This window comes from Paenibacillus sp. MZ03-122A (genome assembly GCF_024213325.1).
GTDB classification, from domain to species: Bacteria; Bacillota; Bacilli; order Paenibacillales; family Paenibacillaceae; genus Paenibacillus; species Paenibacillus polymyxa_B.
In genome coordinates this window covers 43245-57699 of sequence record NZ_JANAVI010000007.1, presented here as the reverse complement: position 1 = coordinate 57699, position 14455 = coordinate 43245, and the positions used below count along the sequence as shown (strand labels likewise).

The 14455-nt window shown below is 48.2% G+C and carries 15 protein-coding genes; 10 read left to right on the top strand and 5 right to left on the bottom strand.

From position 1 onward, the window contains the following. Positions 1 to 166 precede the first annotated feature (166 nt). The 8 genes from NLX74_RS16270 to NLX74_RS16235 all read left to right on the top strand — a co-directional run bounded on the left by NLX74_RS16270 (position 167) and on the right by NLX74_RS16235 (position 8922). Positions 167 to 1435 carry a sulfotransferase family protein gene (locus NLX74_RS16270; protein ID WP_254329315.1) on the top strand — a complete coding sequence of 423 codons (1269 nt, stop codon included), beginning with the start codon at positions 167 to 169 and terminating at the stop codon, positions 1433 to 1435. Further along, entirely contained in the window at positions 1432 to 3357 is a 1926-nt protein-coding gene (locus NLX74_RS16265; protein WP_254329314.1) for an asparagine synthase-related protein, read from the top strand. Before NLX74_RS16270 ends, NLX74_RS16265 begins: the two co-directional genes overlap by 4 nt. Before the next feature lie 53 nt (positions 3358 to 3410). Continuing rightward, on the top strand, positions 3411 to 3539 hold the full coding sequence (locus tag NLX74_RS16260; protein WP_134902123.1) for a paeninodin family lasso peptide: 129 nt from the start codon (positions 3411 to 3413) through the stop codon (positions 3537 to 3539). 189 nt (positions 3540 to 3728) lie between these two features. Then, entirely contained in the window at positions 3729 to 4772 is a 1044-nt protein-coding gene (locus NLX74_RS16255; protein ID WP_254329313.1) for a dephospho-CoA kinase, read from the top strand. Beyond that, positions 4759 to 5061 carry a lasso peptide biosynthesis PqqD family chaperone gene (locus NLX74_RS16250; RefSeq protein ID WP_254329312.1) on the top strand — a complete coding sequence of 101 codons (303 nt, stop codon included), beginning with the start codon at positions 4759 to 4761 and terminating at the stop codon, positions 5059 to 5061. The genes NLX74_RS16255 and NLX74_RS16250 overlap by 14 nt, the downstream gene beginning before the upstream one ends. Before the next feature lies 1 nt (position 5062). Then, the gene (locus tag NLX74_RS16245; RefSeq protein ID WP_254329311.1) at positions 5063 to 5548 is read left to right on the top strand and encodes a lasso peptide biosynthesis B2 protein; all 486 of its coding nucleotides are present in this window, start codon (positions 5063 to 5065) and stop codon (positions 5546 to 5548) included. Positions 5549 to 5593: 45 nt separating this feature from the next. Further along, positions 5594 to 7090, top strand: coding sequence for a nucleotidyltransferase domain-containing protein (locus NLX74_RS16240; protein ID WP_254329310.1), 1497 nt, complete (start codon positions 5594 to 5596; stop codon positions 7088 to 7090). Between the two features lie 20 nt (positions 7091 to 7110). Next, complete coding sequence (locus NLX74_RS16235) at positions 7111 to 8922, top strand: ABC transporter ATP-binding protein (RefSeq protein WP_254329309.1); 1812 nt, start codon at positions 7111 to 7113, stop codon at positions 8920 to 8922. 21 nt (positions 8923 to 8943) lie between these two features. Here the strand turns inward: NLX74_RS16235 and ku are convergent, their stop codons facing one another. Then, positions 8944 to 9858 carry a non-homologous end joining protein Ku gene (gene ku, locus NLX74_RS16230; RefSeq protein WP_013309197.1) on the bottom strand — a complete coding sequence of 305 codons (915 nt, stop codon included), beginning with the start codon at positions 9856 to 9858 and terminating at the stop codon, positions 8944 to 8946. A gap of 211 nt (positions 9859 to 10069) precedes the next feature. Between ku and NLX74_RS16225 the strand changes: the two genes are divergently transcribed. Continuing rightward, positions 10070 to 10309 carry a hypothetical protein gene (locus NLX74_RS16225; protein WP_061829618.1) on the top strand — a complete coding sequence of 80 codons (240 nt, stop codon included), beginning with the start codon at positions 10070 to 10072 and terminating at the stop codon, positions 10307 to 10309. A 56-nt stretch (positions 10310 to 10365) separates the two neighbouring features. Beyond that, positions 10366 to 10545: an H-type small acid-soluble spore protein gene (locus NLX74_RS16220; protein ID WP_013309199.1), complete on the top strand. Its 180-nt coding sequence runs from the start codon at positions 10366 to 10368 to the stop codon at positions 10543 to 10545. 245 nt (positions 10546 to 10790) lie between these two features. On the opposite strand, the gene NLX74_RS16215 is transcribed toward NLX74_RS16220, so the two are convergent. The 4 genes from NLX74_RS16215 to NLX74_RS16200 are packed head-to-tail and all read right to left on the bottom strand — an operon-like array spanning position 10791 to position 14133. Further along, complete coding sequence (locus NLX74_RS16215) at positions 10791 to 11447, bottom strand: 3-oxoacid CoA-transferase subunit B (RefSeq protein WP_165176411.1); 657 nt, start codon at positions 11445 to 11447, stop codon at positions 10791 to 10793. Beyond that, a complete protein-coding gene (locus tag NLX74_RS16210; RefSeq protein WP_254329308.1) occupies positions 11444 to 12109 on the bottom strand; it encodes a CoA transferase subunit A in 666 nt (221 codons plus the stop codon). Before NLX74_RS16210 ends, NLX74_RS16215 begins: the two co-directional genes overlap by 4 nt. Positions 12110 to 12152: 43 nt before the next feature. Beyond that, positions 12153 to 12893, bottom strand: a complete 741-nt coding sequence (locus NLX74_RS16205) for an acetoacetate decarboxylase (protein WP_254329307.1) — start codon at positions 12891 to 12893, stop codon at positions 12153 to 12155. Positions 12894 to 12948: 55 nt separating this feature from the next. After that, positions 12949 to 14133, bottom strand: coding sequence for an acetyl-CoA C-acetyltransferase (locus NLX74_RS16200; RefSeq protein ID WP_134902140.1), 1185 nt, complete (start codon positions 14131 to 14133; stop codon positions 12949 to 12951). Between the last annotated feature and the right edge of the window lie 322 nt (positions 14134 to 14455).

Below are 14455 nucleotides of genomic sequence, written 5' to 3'. Positions count from 1 at the left end.
CTGATTGTTGAGCTCATAGATCTACATATGGTTTAACATGAACGTGAAGTGCTGAATTTATCCATCAAAGGGATTGACAAGATACACTATGTATCATAAATTTATAATAAAAAATACGATATGTATCTATCAAAGTGTCTTGAGCAGAGGTAGAGGAGGAGTTTGCTTGATTGAAAAGCAAGGCGGAGGGCTGGTATTCCTGTTAAGTGTCCCTCGGAGTGGAAGCTCGCTGCTTACCGCCATTTTGCAAAACCATTCCCGCCTGTTTGCCACGCAGGAAATGTGGTTTCTGCTCAGTTTATATGATCTTCCTCAGTCACATGCACGGCCATATGGAGGAACAGGGATACTTCGGCAATTTTTTGAAGGTATGGTCCCCCCCGATGTATTGGAGCGGGCCTCCCGTTCGTATGCACTTGAAATATATAATGGTTTGCTTCAAGGAACAACAGCAGATATGCTTATCGACAAATCCCCGCGTTACTATACGGTTCTAGAATTTATAGACCGTTTATTCCCTGCTGCCCGTAGGCTATGGCTTATCCGGAATCCTTTGGCCATTGTGGCCTCATTCAAAAAGGTTAATCAGCTACGGAATGGACGTTTTCAACTGCTGAAAGAACTGGGGAGCCCGCATTTTAATATGAAAATGACGGATATTACGGTTGGTTTATTCCGTTATGCTCATTATTTTGCTACACCTCATCCACTTGCATACCCGCTTAGATATGAACAGCTCGTATCCAATCCAACGATGGAGATCGAGAAGCTGTGCGGTTTTCTGGGAATCAAGTACGAGCTGGGGATGGAAAAGTACGGGGACTTTGCGGATACGCCCAAATCCAGTCTTTTTTATAGTATGGGAGCGGGTGATCCCTTCGTAGGAGAGCATGAGCAGGCGCATCAAGATTCGGTACATAGCTGGCAACATTTGTTGAGTAAAACGGAAATTGAGCTGTATTGCAGAAGCATTGGGTCCCGCATGTTTAAGCAGCTTGGTTACGCGGAAGAGCTGGAGCAGGCTGAGCAGATGGCTGGAGTCCGCTTTGAGGATGAGCCGGATATAGAGTTGCTGAGTCGACGTACACAACAATTCCTCCAGCAAAGCGGCTTTGAATGGAAGGCAGCTTATCGGATGCTGGAAGAACAGGATGCAGATAACAGAGAACTCATGATAAATGCAACCCGTCATGCTGCACCTCAAGATCCGGCAAGGATGCATGTGGACCAGATCGTGAACGATCGGCGGATTCAATCCCTGGAAAACAGGTTGGCACATAGCTATGAGGAGCGGAACCGTCTTATCGCTCAGCTCCAAAGCTATCAACGCCCAAATCAAGGTCTCCGATATCGCAGCCTCTTTGCCCGTAAGCTCGGGCGTTTGGCGTCTGTAGTGTTATCAAATATAGGAAAAGAAAAGGGGGGAAGAACGTGAGTGCGATTGCCGGAATCTATAGCTTTGGGCATGAGTCCGTATGCACCGAAGAAGGCGGGAAAATGATGCAAGCCCTGCGAAAATATCCCGCTGACCGCGTATGCGCTTGGTGTGAAGGCTCTATTTTTTTGGGTTGTCATGCCCAGCATGTGACCCCGGAATCTGTTCATGAGCGTCTTCCCTTCCATGATGAGCTAAGAGATTTGGCAATCACAGCGGATGCAATTATTGACAATCGTTCCGAGCTGTTTGAACGGCTGGGAGTTGAGCAGGAACGGCGACAAGATATCACGGACAGCGAGCTGATTTTGCTGGCATATGACAAATGGGGAGTGGATGCAGCCGGTTATCTGATAGGTGATTTTGCCTTTGTTATTTGGGATGCCAAGGAACATCGATTATATGGTGCTCGAGATATGACAGGCAATCGTACGTTGTACATCTACCAGCATGACCGAGGATTCGCGTTTAGCACGGTAGTCGCTCCGCTTTTGGCCCTGCCCTCTCTGCGAAAAGAATTGTATGAGCCATGGCTGGCCGAATTTTTGTCCATCCGAGCCATGCAGGAATCTGTCGATATCGGAACGACCGCATACAAGCATATCAACCAGCTTCCTCCTGCACATTGGTTCACGATGGAGGAGGGAAAGCGAACCCTTCATAAATATGCATGTCTGGATGAGGTAGAGCCACTGCGGCTCAAAACAGGGGGCGAGTACATAGAAGCTTTCCGCGAGGTGTTCACACAAGCGGTCACTGCCCGACTACGGACGCATCGCGCTGTAGGGGCTGCCTTAAGCGGAGGGCTGGATTCTGGAGCGGTTGCCAGCTTTGCCGCGCCATCGCTGCACTTGCAACAAAAGCCGCTGCATGCCTACAGCTATGTGCCTGTTCAAGATTTTACAGACTGGACACCGCCTACATTGCTGGCGAACGAACGAGGCTATATTCAGTCTACGGCTCGCTATGTGGGCAACATTCACGAGAATTATATGGATTTTGAGGGGAAAAGTCCGTTTTCAGAAATTGATATATGGCTGGAACTCATGGAAGCACCCTACAAATATTTTGAAAACTCCTTCTGGATCAGAGGTTTTTACGAAAAAGCACAGGAGCACAATGTCGGTGTACTGTTGACCGGGGCACGAGGCAACTTTACCGTATCGTGGGGCCCTGCACTAGACTATTATGCCCGGCAGTTTCGTCGTTTGCACTGGTTGCAATCCTTTCAGGGATTGTGGCGGTACAGCAAGCTTACGGGCAGGCGTATGTCACATCTACTCCCCGTAATGTTGAAAAAAGCGACTTCACTTGAATCTCATTCATGGTTGCGGCGTAGCAATCGAAGTCCCATTCCTTCCCTGATTCACCCGCAGTTTGCCAAACGGATGCATGTAGAAGATATTCCTGTATTGAGCGGAACAGGTTGGATAAAAAATGCCGATCAGACGAGAAAAGAGAAGTTCTCAAATTTGGCGATTGCCAACAAAAATGGTATGGTCGCGACCAAACTTTCACTACGTTATGGACTATGGGAACGTGATCCGACCGGGGACAGCCGGGTAATTCGTTTTTGCTTATCGGTGCCTTTTGAGCAGTATGTGCAAAACGGTCGGGACCGTGCCCTCATTCGTAAAGCCATGCGTGATCATCTACCTGATGACGTTCGGTTGAACCAGCGGGTACGCGGCGTGCAGCCTGCCGATTGGCTACATCGTATGCTTCCTTGCTGGGATACGTTTATGGGGGAGCTTCAACTGATGTGTCATGATTTACGAGCGGCTGAATATCTCAATATTGAGTTAATAAAGACGGCTATGGCGAAACTTCGCCACCCCCGCCCTGAACAGGCGTCTGATCCAAATATACGACTACTAATGCATAGCCTGATCGTGTACCGTTTTCTCTGTGGATTGAACTGATTCAGATTGATCCGGACGGACAGTTCGTCATTCGTTGGAGGGGAGGTGATGAAATGAGTAAAAAAGAATGGCAGGAACCGACGATAGAGGTGCTGGATATTAGCCAGACCATGGCGGGGAAAGGCTGGAGACAGATTGATTGGGTGTCCGACCACGATGCCGATATTTATAATCCAAGCTAATAGATGGTTATACATGTAGCCGATGTTGGACTGGAAGCCAAACAGCTCGGCCGATAACGATTGAATGAACGAAAATAGCATAATCCATTGGACTCGTATTCAATACAGAGCCGTCTTTATTTCTTTCGGGTAGAGGTTTGCCCAAGAAATAAAGACGGGATTTTTAAGGACAGAGGAGTGAGTCCTACCGTGCATGACAGGAGTGCAAATGTTAGTTGGACGAAATATACAGCCTTTGGACTCAGGATTGCCAGTGAACTGAATCTGCCTGAGCTGCTCCTGGCAGCACCGGAAGCAGTAGAGGATGTAGTCATTCGACAGGCTGATTTGACTGCATGGAGTGGTCAGCTGGAACAGGCCAATTTTGTGATGCTGGATGAACGATTTATGTTCCAAATACCAGGCACGGCCATTTATGCCGTCAGGGAAGGCAAGGAAATCGAGGTAAGCATATTCTCCGGGGCCGATCCTGACACCGTGCGGCTATTTGTGCTGGGTACATGCATGGGTGTTCTGCTGATGCAAAGACGAATATTACCTATTCACGGAAGTGCGGTCGTCATTGGGGGGAGGGCCTACGCATTTGTGGGTGAATCGGGTACGGGGAAATCGACACTGGCTGCTACTTTTAGGCAGGCAGGTTATCGGATGGTTAGTGATGACGTGATTGCTGTAGAAGCTACGGCTTCCTCAGCCATCGTGTATCCAGCTTATCCGCAGCAAAAGCTGGGGTTGGATAGCTTGCTCCAACTGGAGGCTTTACGGGAGAACAAGCATGCACGCACATTAAACCACATACGATCCCTAACGGATGGCAATTCTGTAATGCCACAATACAGAGATCTGCGTATGCTTGCAGATGAGCTGAATAAATATGCCGTACCCGCCGTAGATGAATTTTTTAACGATCCGCTGCCCTTAGGGGGCGTATTTGAGCTAGTGGCAGATTCTCCAATCCGTGCGTCGATGCGCGAAGGGGAGTTAGTGGCAGTTACGGAACAGCCCTTGAACGTTCTTGAGTGCTTGCATACATTACTACAACATACATATCGTAGGGTGATTATTCCGCGAATGGGTTTGAGTGAATGGTCGTTTGATACAGCGGCTAGGATGGCTCGTAAAGTAGAGGGCTGGCGGCTGCTGAGGGATAGTTCAGTCTTTACTGCGTCCGAGGTTGTACAACGGGTACTTGATATCATTCGTAAGGAGGAGAAGAGTTATGGTAGCCACTAATCCAGCTAAAGACCATTATCGCGTCATTTACGGTGAAGAGGTCTACGTCAGTGATATGGACGGGGAAAAAGTGATGATGAGCATTAACACTGGTAAATATTACAACTTAGGCTTCACAGGAGGACGAATCTGGGAACTGGCAGAATCCGGTCCTTCGCTTGGCGATATCGTAACTGTCCTGACGAACGAATATGAGGTGGACGAGGAACAGTGCAGACAGCAGGTACACACCTTTGTGGCTGAGTTGGAACGGGAAGGACTGCTAAAGCTTCTACGGGAGTCGGTATAATATGCGGATACAACGGCTTCTTCTCCTGTCCCCAGAGGTCAGGAGATTGTTGCCGGAAGCCTGGCTGGAGCTGGGATGGGCGAGGCTACGCCAGCGTCGTTCTTTTGGGGATTACTCAAGGATTTGGGGCATAAGTATGGAAGAAACTCCATGGCAGTGTGATGTCAGGCAGGAGAAGTCCATTAAGCAGATTTCGCACGCTGTGGAGCTGGCAAGCCGTTATACTCCTTGGCGCAGTAGTTGTCTTGTACAAGCCGCTGCGGCAATGACATTGCTGGGACGTAGAAAACTGGACTGCACGCTGTATCTGGGCACAGCCAAAAATGCCGCTGGCCGCTTGGCCGCACATGCATGGGTACGTAGCGGACCGATTTATGTTACGGGGAAACGGGAGATGGAAGCATTTACGGTGGTGGGGATATTCGGGAGACGTGCTGTGACGGATACAAGTACAAATATGGCAGATAAAGGTAGTTCTTTACTTTAACGCGATGAGACAAAAGAAGTCCAAAGAATCGAAGGAGAAGAATGCATGCCCACCAAGTCTGTTTTGGAACTTGCGAATTGGAATGAGGATCAGGAATTAACGTTGTTACTCTCTCTATTGGGGAAAGACGTTTCTCATTGGCAGGATAAGACTGCTGCTACCCAGCTGCGTGAGATGGATTGGGTCCGCTTTTTACGTCTGACCGAGCACCATCGAGTGGTACCTACGGTGTATCTCCAACTGAAAACATTGAATCATCCGTTCATTCCCGCAGAATTGTTGCGAAACCTTCAGGCGCAATATCATCGAAACACGCTTCGCATGCTTCATCTTCAAGCAGAAGCCGGGCGTCTGACCAGGCTGCTCATAACTCATGGAATCCGTGTGCTTATGCTGAAGGGTCCTGCTCTGGCACAGCAATTGTACGGGGATGTTTCTCTGCGTACCTCCAAGGACATCGATTTACTCATTGCCCCTGACGATATGGATGAGGCTGAGCATTGGATGAAGGAAGCCGGATATGCATCCAAGAGCGGAGAAGTGCGTGTCCTTGGCAGTTGGAAATGGAAGGACCATCATGCATCCTACCTCCATCCGCAAAAACGGGTAGAGATAGAGTTGCATTGGCGTCTTCACCCGGATGGGGGTGGGGAACCCTCTTTTGACGAGCTGTGGAGCTGTCGGCAAATGGGTAAAGCTACAGGAGCCAGTCGGATGGTACCGTTGGCACCTGCCGACAACAGGACTGCCATGACGTCCTGTATGTATACGCTTGGCAGCGAGCATCAATTTCTGTACTTGAGTGCGCATGGTGCGCGTCACGGCTGGTTCAGGCTGCGCTGGCTGGTTGACATCGACAGGCTTGCGGTATGTGCTGTCGATTGGGAGGCGCTACTGCCGAAGATGCGCCGCTACGGGGGCCTGCCTGCTGGCGGGCAGGCCTGGGCGCTCGCCGCTGCGCTGTTGGGTACGCCGATACCGGAGCCGATGCGTCCGGTATCGGCTACCCGGCAGGCGCACAGGCTCGCGCTGAGCGCGCTGGCCTTCATGCAGGCCAGCGTTCCCGCACCATACCCGATTGCCCACGGGGCGGGTACAGATAGGCTTGCTCCATCAGAGCTGCTGCACAGCAGAGCTTTGGCGGAGCAAGCGGAGGCCGCCCCTCCGGATGGCGGTCCTTCATTGTGTAGTACCTGTGGCGAAGCAGCCATGCTTGCCACCAGTGGCGTTACTAGCATCACAGAAGGTGTCAGTAACGACGACTATAGCCCGATGAGCACAGCTACCAGTTGTGCCCCCATTACTCCAGCTGTCGCCTCCAGCCAAGTCATGACCAGAAACACGGCGGCTGCCCATCAGCCGGTCAGCCGCACTTACTTGCTTTCCTTAAAAGAGCCAAGACACAGACTAAGTTACCTCATCAGCCGTTTATTTCCTTCTACGGGGGATTCGGCCGTTTTTCCACTGCCTCGCCAGCTGCATTTTTTGTATATCCCTTTACGTCCATTTCTTTGGCTGAAGCGGCGATTTTCAAAGCACTGACTCGATAAGGAGTGTGCATTATGGTTCACCTGCGATTATATATGACAAAGCTGTATAGCGTGAACGGCGGTGCGTTATTTCTCAATATTGGATGTATGATTATTGTTAGCCTGCTTGAGGGTTTTGGCATTTATATGCTTGTTCCTATGCTGGCGGCCATCGGCGTATTTGTCGGTCATTCAGGGATGCCATTTCTGTCTGATGGATTGGATCATTTTTTGCCGTTCATTCCTAAAAGCTGGCTGTTGCCGGGAATGTTGATGGTTTTTGTAGTGCTGCTTACAGGGCAGGCTTTGCTTCAGCGTTACCAATCCATCCTGAATTCGCGGATTCAGCAGCGTTTTATGCGTTCTCTGCGAGTAGACGTGTACACTTCCTTTATGAAGGCGCAGTGGGCTTTTTATTTGCGTCAGCGTAAATCTGATTTTAGCCATGTGATGACGACTGAGCTGGCGCGTGTCAGTCAGGGAACGAATTTGCTTCTTCAACTGACTACAGCCGTCATGTTTACGCTGATCCAGATTGCGCTGGCTTTTTGGTTATCCCCCTCTTTAACCGGACTGGTATTTCTGAGTGGATTGGGGCTGTTTGTCGTGTTCCGCCGCTCCATTCGAAATGCCAAACAATTAGGTGATCGTACGACTGAGCTGTCGCAGGTTTATTTTGCTGGAATTACGGATCACATGAACGGCATGAAAGATATTAAAAGCAATCTGTTGGAAGCGGCGAATATCCATTGGTTTCGCTCCCTGACACAACGAATGGAGGATAATACGACCCAATTTGTCCGGCAAAATGCGTCCACACAGTTTTTCCATCGTACAGCGGCAGCTGTTTTTGTCGCTTGTGTCATATTTATATCGTTGCAGTGGTTGCATGTTACATCTGAAAAACTGATTGTGTTGATTCTTATATTTTCCCGCTTATGGCCCCGATTTGCCCTTATTCAAGCGAGTCTGGAATACATCATGTCTATGATCTCCGCCTTTGAAAGTGTCACCAAGGTGCAACAGGAGTGCAAAGCTTTCTCCGATCAATCGGTATTCAATCTATCATCTGCAGCTGTACGGCAACCCCTGTCCCTTCGTCATGGAATTGAATGCAGTCATCTGGGTTATCGCTACGATGGTGCAGCAGAGCCTGCGCTGCGTCGTATCAATTTGTTCATACCCGCCCGGGGAATGACAGCCATTGTAGGGAAATCGGGAGCAGGTAAAAGTACAATGGTCGATGTCCTGATGGGTTTTTTACGTCCAACTGGGGGGCAGATTACAATAGACGGGCTTGTTCTGGACGACGAATTGTTGCCCCAGTGGCGGCAGTCGTTTGGTTACGTGTCACAAGACCCATTTTTATTTCATGCGACTGTCCGCGAAAATTTGATGCTGGCAGATAAGGATGCTAGTGAGCAGCAACTATGGGAGGCGTTACATTTTGCAGCCGCAGACAGCTTTGTATCCAGACTGCCCGAAGGGCTGGACACGGTCATTGGAGATCGCGGGATTCGTCTGTCTGGAGGAGAACGTCAACGGCTAGTATTAGCACGGGCTGTCTTGCATCATCCTCCGGTACTTATACTAGATGAAGCGACAAGTGCGCTGGATGGTGAGCATGAAGCCGCAATTCAGGCAGCACTGGAACGGATGAAAGGTCAAATGACGTTGATCGTCATCGCTCACCGTCTGTCAACCATCAGACATGCAGATCAAATTGTTGTACTGGATCAAGGCGAGGTCATACAGCAGGGGAACTACCGCCAACTGGAACAAGATGAGCGGGGGGCGTTCAGTCAGCTACTATCGTATCAAAGCAGTCTCACCGCCACCCCTTAGCTAGATTTTTCTGAACTCAGCTTAAGTTTCTTTACGTTTGGCAGTGCTTCTTTTCTTTTTGACTGGAGTCGGAGAGATATTCTCGCCTGCAACAGCCTGCTGTGCTGTTGGGGCTGCTGGTTTACGCGCAGGGCGTTTTTTCGCAGCAGGGCCGGGATCGGTAACGACAGGTTGCACTGCCTCGATGCTGGCCTGAAGGGCGGCCATTAAATCTACTACATTGGTCTGAGGCTGTGTTGGGGCGATTCGCACCTCTTCACCAGCCACTTTATGCTGAATGAGATCCAGCAGACGCTCGCGGTACTGATCCGTATACTTCGCTGCATCAAAAGGTGTAGATAGCTGCTCGATCAGCATTTTTGCCATAGTTAGCTCCTTCTCTTTAACCTCCTCCTGCCCCGGTAAGTTAGGAACTTGAGCAATGGGGCGAATTTCATCGGGGTAAAACATCGTCTCCACCGCCAAACATTCATCCAAAACCCGAATAGCCGCCAGGCTGCTTTTAGAGCGGATGGAGATTTGGGCAATCCCGATTTTCCCGGTATCCTTCATCGCATTCATGAGCAGCTTATACGCATTGGAGCCAGCTTGATCCGGGGACAAATAATAGGTTTTCTGAAAGTAAATCGGATCAATTTCCTGCAAATCTACAAAATCTAAAATGACAATATTTTTATCCGCTTGTCCGCTAACTTGCTCCAGTTCCTCCTTGTCGAACATGACAAATTTTCCTTTTTCATATTCGTAGCCTTTTCCAATTTCCTCCCACTCAACCTCTTTATCACAAACGGGACACTTTCGTACATAGCTAAGTGGGCTTCCACACTCCTTGTGAATATAACGCATGGAAATGTCCTTATCCTCAGTCGCTGAAAACATTTTAACGGGCACATGAACCAGCCCGAAGCTGATTGCGCCTTTCCAGACCGTATGCATACCGCCAGTCCCCCTTTTCTTAAATCCGCATTTTGCACCTTCGATTCCGGTCACCCCGGGATATGAGCATATGATTTTTCACTTAGTATGCTTCGTACAAGTGATTGTATGAGATGCAAATGAAGACTGCGAATTACTTCTGCTTGCGCATGGTTACAACAATTTTGGTGCATAGTAAGGCATATCCGATTCAAAAGGAGGTACACAATTTATGTCCGGAAAATCCTTTCCTCGGCAAATCAGGCATCGTGTGGGTCAAAATCATGTCGCCTTTCGGGGACCCGCCGGAGGCGAACAGGATGCATTGCCGCCAGAGTTTGCTCTTTCCCATGGAATCCAACCGCCTTTTCCCATAGCTGTGGCTCATGTGGATTTGGAGGCTGTAGTTTCAACTTCGCCTTCTCATAGCATCCCTTCATTAGATGTTGAACGGATTATAGATGAAGACTAGGTGAACTATATTTCTGAATGAATGCAGACAACAACAATCAGGAGGGGAAGAATAGCATGAATGTGGAACGAGCAAAAGCTATTTATGATTCGCCCGATACCATTGCCGTACAATTGGATGGTAAACCGATCTGGATTGAGCATGTAGACGAAGCGAACGGTATGGCCACTGTACAGATAGGTAGCAGACCCACCAATACCCAAACCGTCCGTGTGGATCGTCTGGAAGAACAATAGAAGAGGAGCACCAAAACAGATTTTTTTCCATAGTATGGGGTATAGCTGTAGAAAGATCTTGGACAGCTGTAGTCTTTCATCGCAGAATGCTGCTTGAAAGGTCCCACTCCAACAAAAAAAGGCTCGCAATTGCTCAATGAGCAATTAGCGAACCTTATTTGTAATAATAAATGCAGTCGAGAGAGCATGTTAAACGCCAGACAAGTTAATTTGAAGGTGCAGCTGGTTCCTTTCTATGATGACCTTTATACTGCTATGGCTCTCAAATGTGGTGAAACCATCAGTTTAGCCTCTGTTGCTAATTGAACATCTTCCACCGACAAACCCGGAGCAATTTCTTTTAGCATCAGCCCTTGACCCGGAATAACATCGATGACAGCCTTTTCGGTTACTATGGTCTTTACAACATTTACAGCGGTCAGGGGCAGTTTACATTGTTCCAGTATTTTCGGAGCTCCATTTTTGTTCACATGCTCCATGGCTACAATCACTCTCTTGGCTCCGACCACCAAATCCATGGCTCCCCCCATGCCTGGCACCTTTTTCCCTGGGATCATCCAGCTTGCAAGGTTGCCTTTCTCATCGACCTCCAGGGCGCCCAGCACGGTAATATCCACATGCCCTCCGCGGATGATGGAAAATGAAAGTGCACTGTCAAAAAAGCATGCTCCTTCCATAGTTGTTACATAGTTACCGCCTGAATCGATACAATCGAGTCTTTCTTTTCCCTGAGCCGCTTTGGGGCCTACACCGAGAATTCCGTTCTCCGCCTGCAGCATAATATGAATGTCCTCGGGGATATAGTCCACTACCATTGTAGGCAATCCGACACCAAGGTTGACAACTTCACCATTTTTGAATTCCTGGGCTATTCTTCGAGCAATAAATTCTCTGTTATTCATGCGTTTTCACCCACCTTTACAATTGCGTCGACAAATATTCCGGGAACGTTGACATGATTGGGGTCAATTTCACCCGTCTTTACGTATTCGTCTACCTGAGCAACTACATACTCTGCCGCTGTAGCCATAACCATATTGAAGTTACGTGAAGAGCCGTTTATGACAAGATTCCCCGCTTCATCAGCCTTATGGGCTCTAATTAATGCCACATCGGCTTTGAGCGGCAGTTCGAGCAAGTATTCCTTTTCATCAATTTTGATTTTCTGTTTTCCTTCCTCTACAACGGTGCCTACACCTACAGGTGTTAAAACCCCGCCCAAACCGGCTCCTCCTGCGCGTATTTTTTCAGCGAGCGTGCCTTGCGGGAAGAGTTGGACCTCCGCTTCTTTCGTCATCAGGAGCCTTCCCGTTTCCGGATTGGAGCCGATATAGGATGCAAAAATCCGCTTTACTCTGCCGCTTTTTACAAGTTTATAGATAGATAATTCCGGTGTGCCTGTGTCATTGGAAACAATCGTAAGATTGCTGGCAGGATTGGTGTCGACAAGCGCACGAACCAGGTCCTCTGGAAAGCCTCCTGCCAGAAAACCTCCGACCATCACCATGTCTCCATTTTTGACCTTCTGAACGGCTTCTTCAGCGGAGATTACTTTGTTATTCATGGTTCCTTCTCCTTATATATATATATTTTTAGGAAAGCAAACTTTATTGGAGATAGTCGTAGAGGACTCTTCCATATGGAAGAGTTAAATCAGCAATAAAATGTTTCCCGCCAATATAAGCTTTAACCGGCAAATCTGCCACAGGAGCGTTGACATGGGGGATCAAGCTTAATCTGGCAGGCCCTGACCAGGCGCCTTTTACAGTAATGTTCTCGAGATTATACGCTACTAACTGAGCGATTTTGGGGGTACCGTCAACATCAGGAATTAATTTCAAATTAACTTGCGTTTTTGCGATGGCTTTAGCCGTTTCTTTTTCATCAAGAATGTTATATTTGAAAGGCATAGTTCCCGTGGCCACCAGGACGTGATTATAATGCAATGTACCCGTCAGCGTCTCCGTTTCCTCCACGCTCAGGCGAGGCTTTGCCCATTTTTTCGGAAATCCCCAGACTTCGCGTCCCCCCAGAATAGCAGGCGCGTTATCCAAATACATTTGGGCGACAAAATTGCAGGGTTCTCCTTGAAAAGTACACGGAATGACAATACCGCTTTCCTCATAGCATCCTAAACCGGATGAATCGGGCATCTTGATCCATTCATAGGAGACCGTATTGCTTCCATCCGGCTCAAGAGGCTCTGGGACCGCCTGTCTAATCACAGCAGGATCGGTCTCATAGGTAATGATAAAAAATTCCCGGTTGATGAAGCGGTATGGTGGGCGCCCGTAGCTACCGCTAGCCGCAGGCATAGATTGGAGTGAAAGTACATCTTTTTGATTCATAGCGATCTCCCTTCCTTTTAAGAGATAGTTCTAAAAGTCATCCTGAACACGCACTTTAAATGAGCGCATTTTCAACCAGCATCGCTATTCCCATTCCTGTTCCGATGCATAACGAGGCGATGCCGTAGCGTGAAGATCTTCGCACCATTTCGTGAACCAACGTAGTCAATATCCTAGCACCGCTGGCACCGACAGGATGCCCGATCGCGATTGCGCCGCCATTGACATTCACCTTCTCCGGACTGACACCTAGCTCTTTTACTACTGCTAATGCTTGTGAGGCAAACGCTTCATTAATTTCAAAAAGATCAATGGCATCGATGGATATACCTTGCTGCTTAAGAAGTGTCGAAATGGCTTTCACTGGCCCCATTCCCATATATGCAGGGTCAACGCCAACAAGTGAATAACCCTTGATATATGCCAATGGCTTTAATGCATGTTCCTTGCATTTGTCTTCCGAAACTACAAGCACGGCCGCCGCGCCATCATTGATTCCTGAAGCATTTCCGGCGGTAACCGTCCCGTTCTCCTTAAACGCAGGTTTTAATTGAGAAAGTTTTTCTTGCGTTGTATTTCCTCTTATGTGTTCGTCCTCTGTGAAAGAAATAGTTTCTTTTTTGGTTTTGATCATGACCGGAACAATTTGCTCTTCAAAAAGCTTCTTGTTTTTTGCTTCTACGGCTTTTAGCTGGCTTTGATAAGCAAATTCGTCCTGTTCAAGTCTTGAAATTCCATATTTCTCGGCAACATTTTCTGCGGTAATTCCCATATGGTAATGGTTGATCGGGCACGTAAGGCCGTCGGCCACTAGGGAGTCTACCAACTCACCGTTGCCAAGTTTGTAGCCGTTTCTTGCATTCCTTAGCAGGTAAGGGGCGTTCGACATGCTCTCCATGCCTCCGGCCAAGACGATGTTGCCTTGTTCAGCCAATATTGAATTGTAAGCTAAAGCAACGGCATGAAGTCCTGAACCGCAAACCGTGTTTATCGTTGTTTCGGGTACATCAATAGGGATACCGGCTTTTAATGCCGCCTGTCTGGCAGGATTTTGTCCATTGCCCGCCTGAAGAACATTTCCCAAATAAATCTGATCAATCAAAGAAGGCTCTAATTTACTTTGCTGAAGGCATGCTGTCATCACAGTTGCCCCCAGTTCGGAAGCGCTTAGAGGCGCAAGGGTTTTGTTAAAAGAGCCGACCGCTGTTCTCAACGGGCTTACTAAAGCTACTTTTTTCATTAAAAACTCACATTCCTTTCGCTGTGTTCAAAACACAATACATCCATGATTGCACTTCAATTCGTAATTTCCGCTCTTAACCTACGAGATGTAGCGACTGCAAGATACATTTGCATGCGGGCATATCATGGTGCCTGAGACAGTGAGTGTGACGGTTCGATCGCCTTCTCTCATTGGAAATTAAAACCATTTTTATCATAGTTCTAATGCAGATTTTGCTCAATGTCCAAATATTTACACATATCTATGTACAGATGTTTATAGGGCCATATAGTCCACAATAAATAGGCCATTCTAACGTTTTCTGTTAATTTCTTAATTT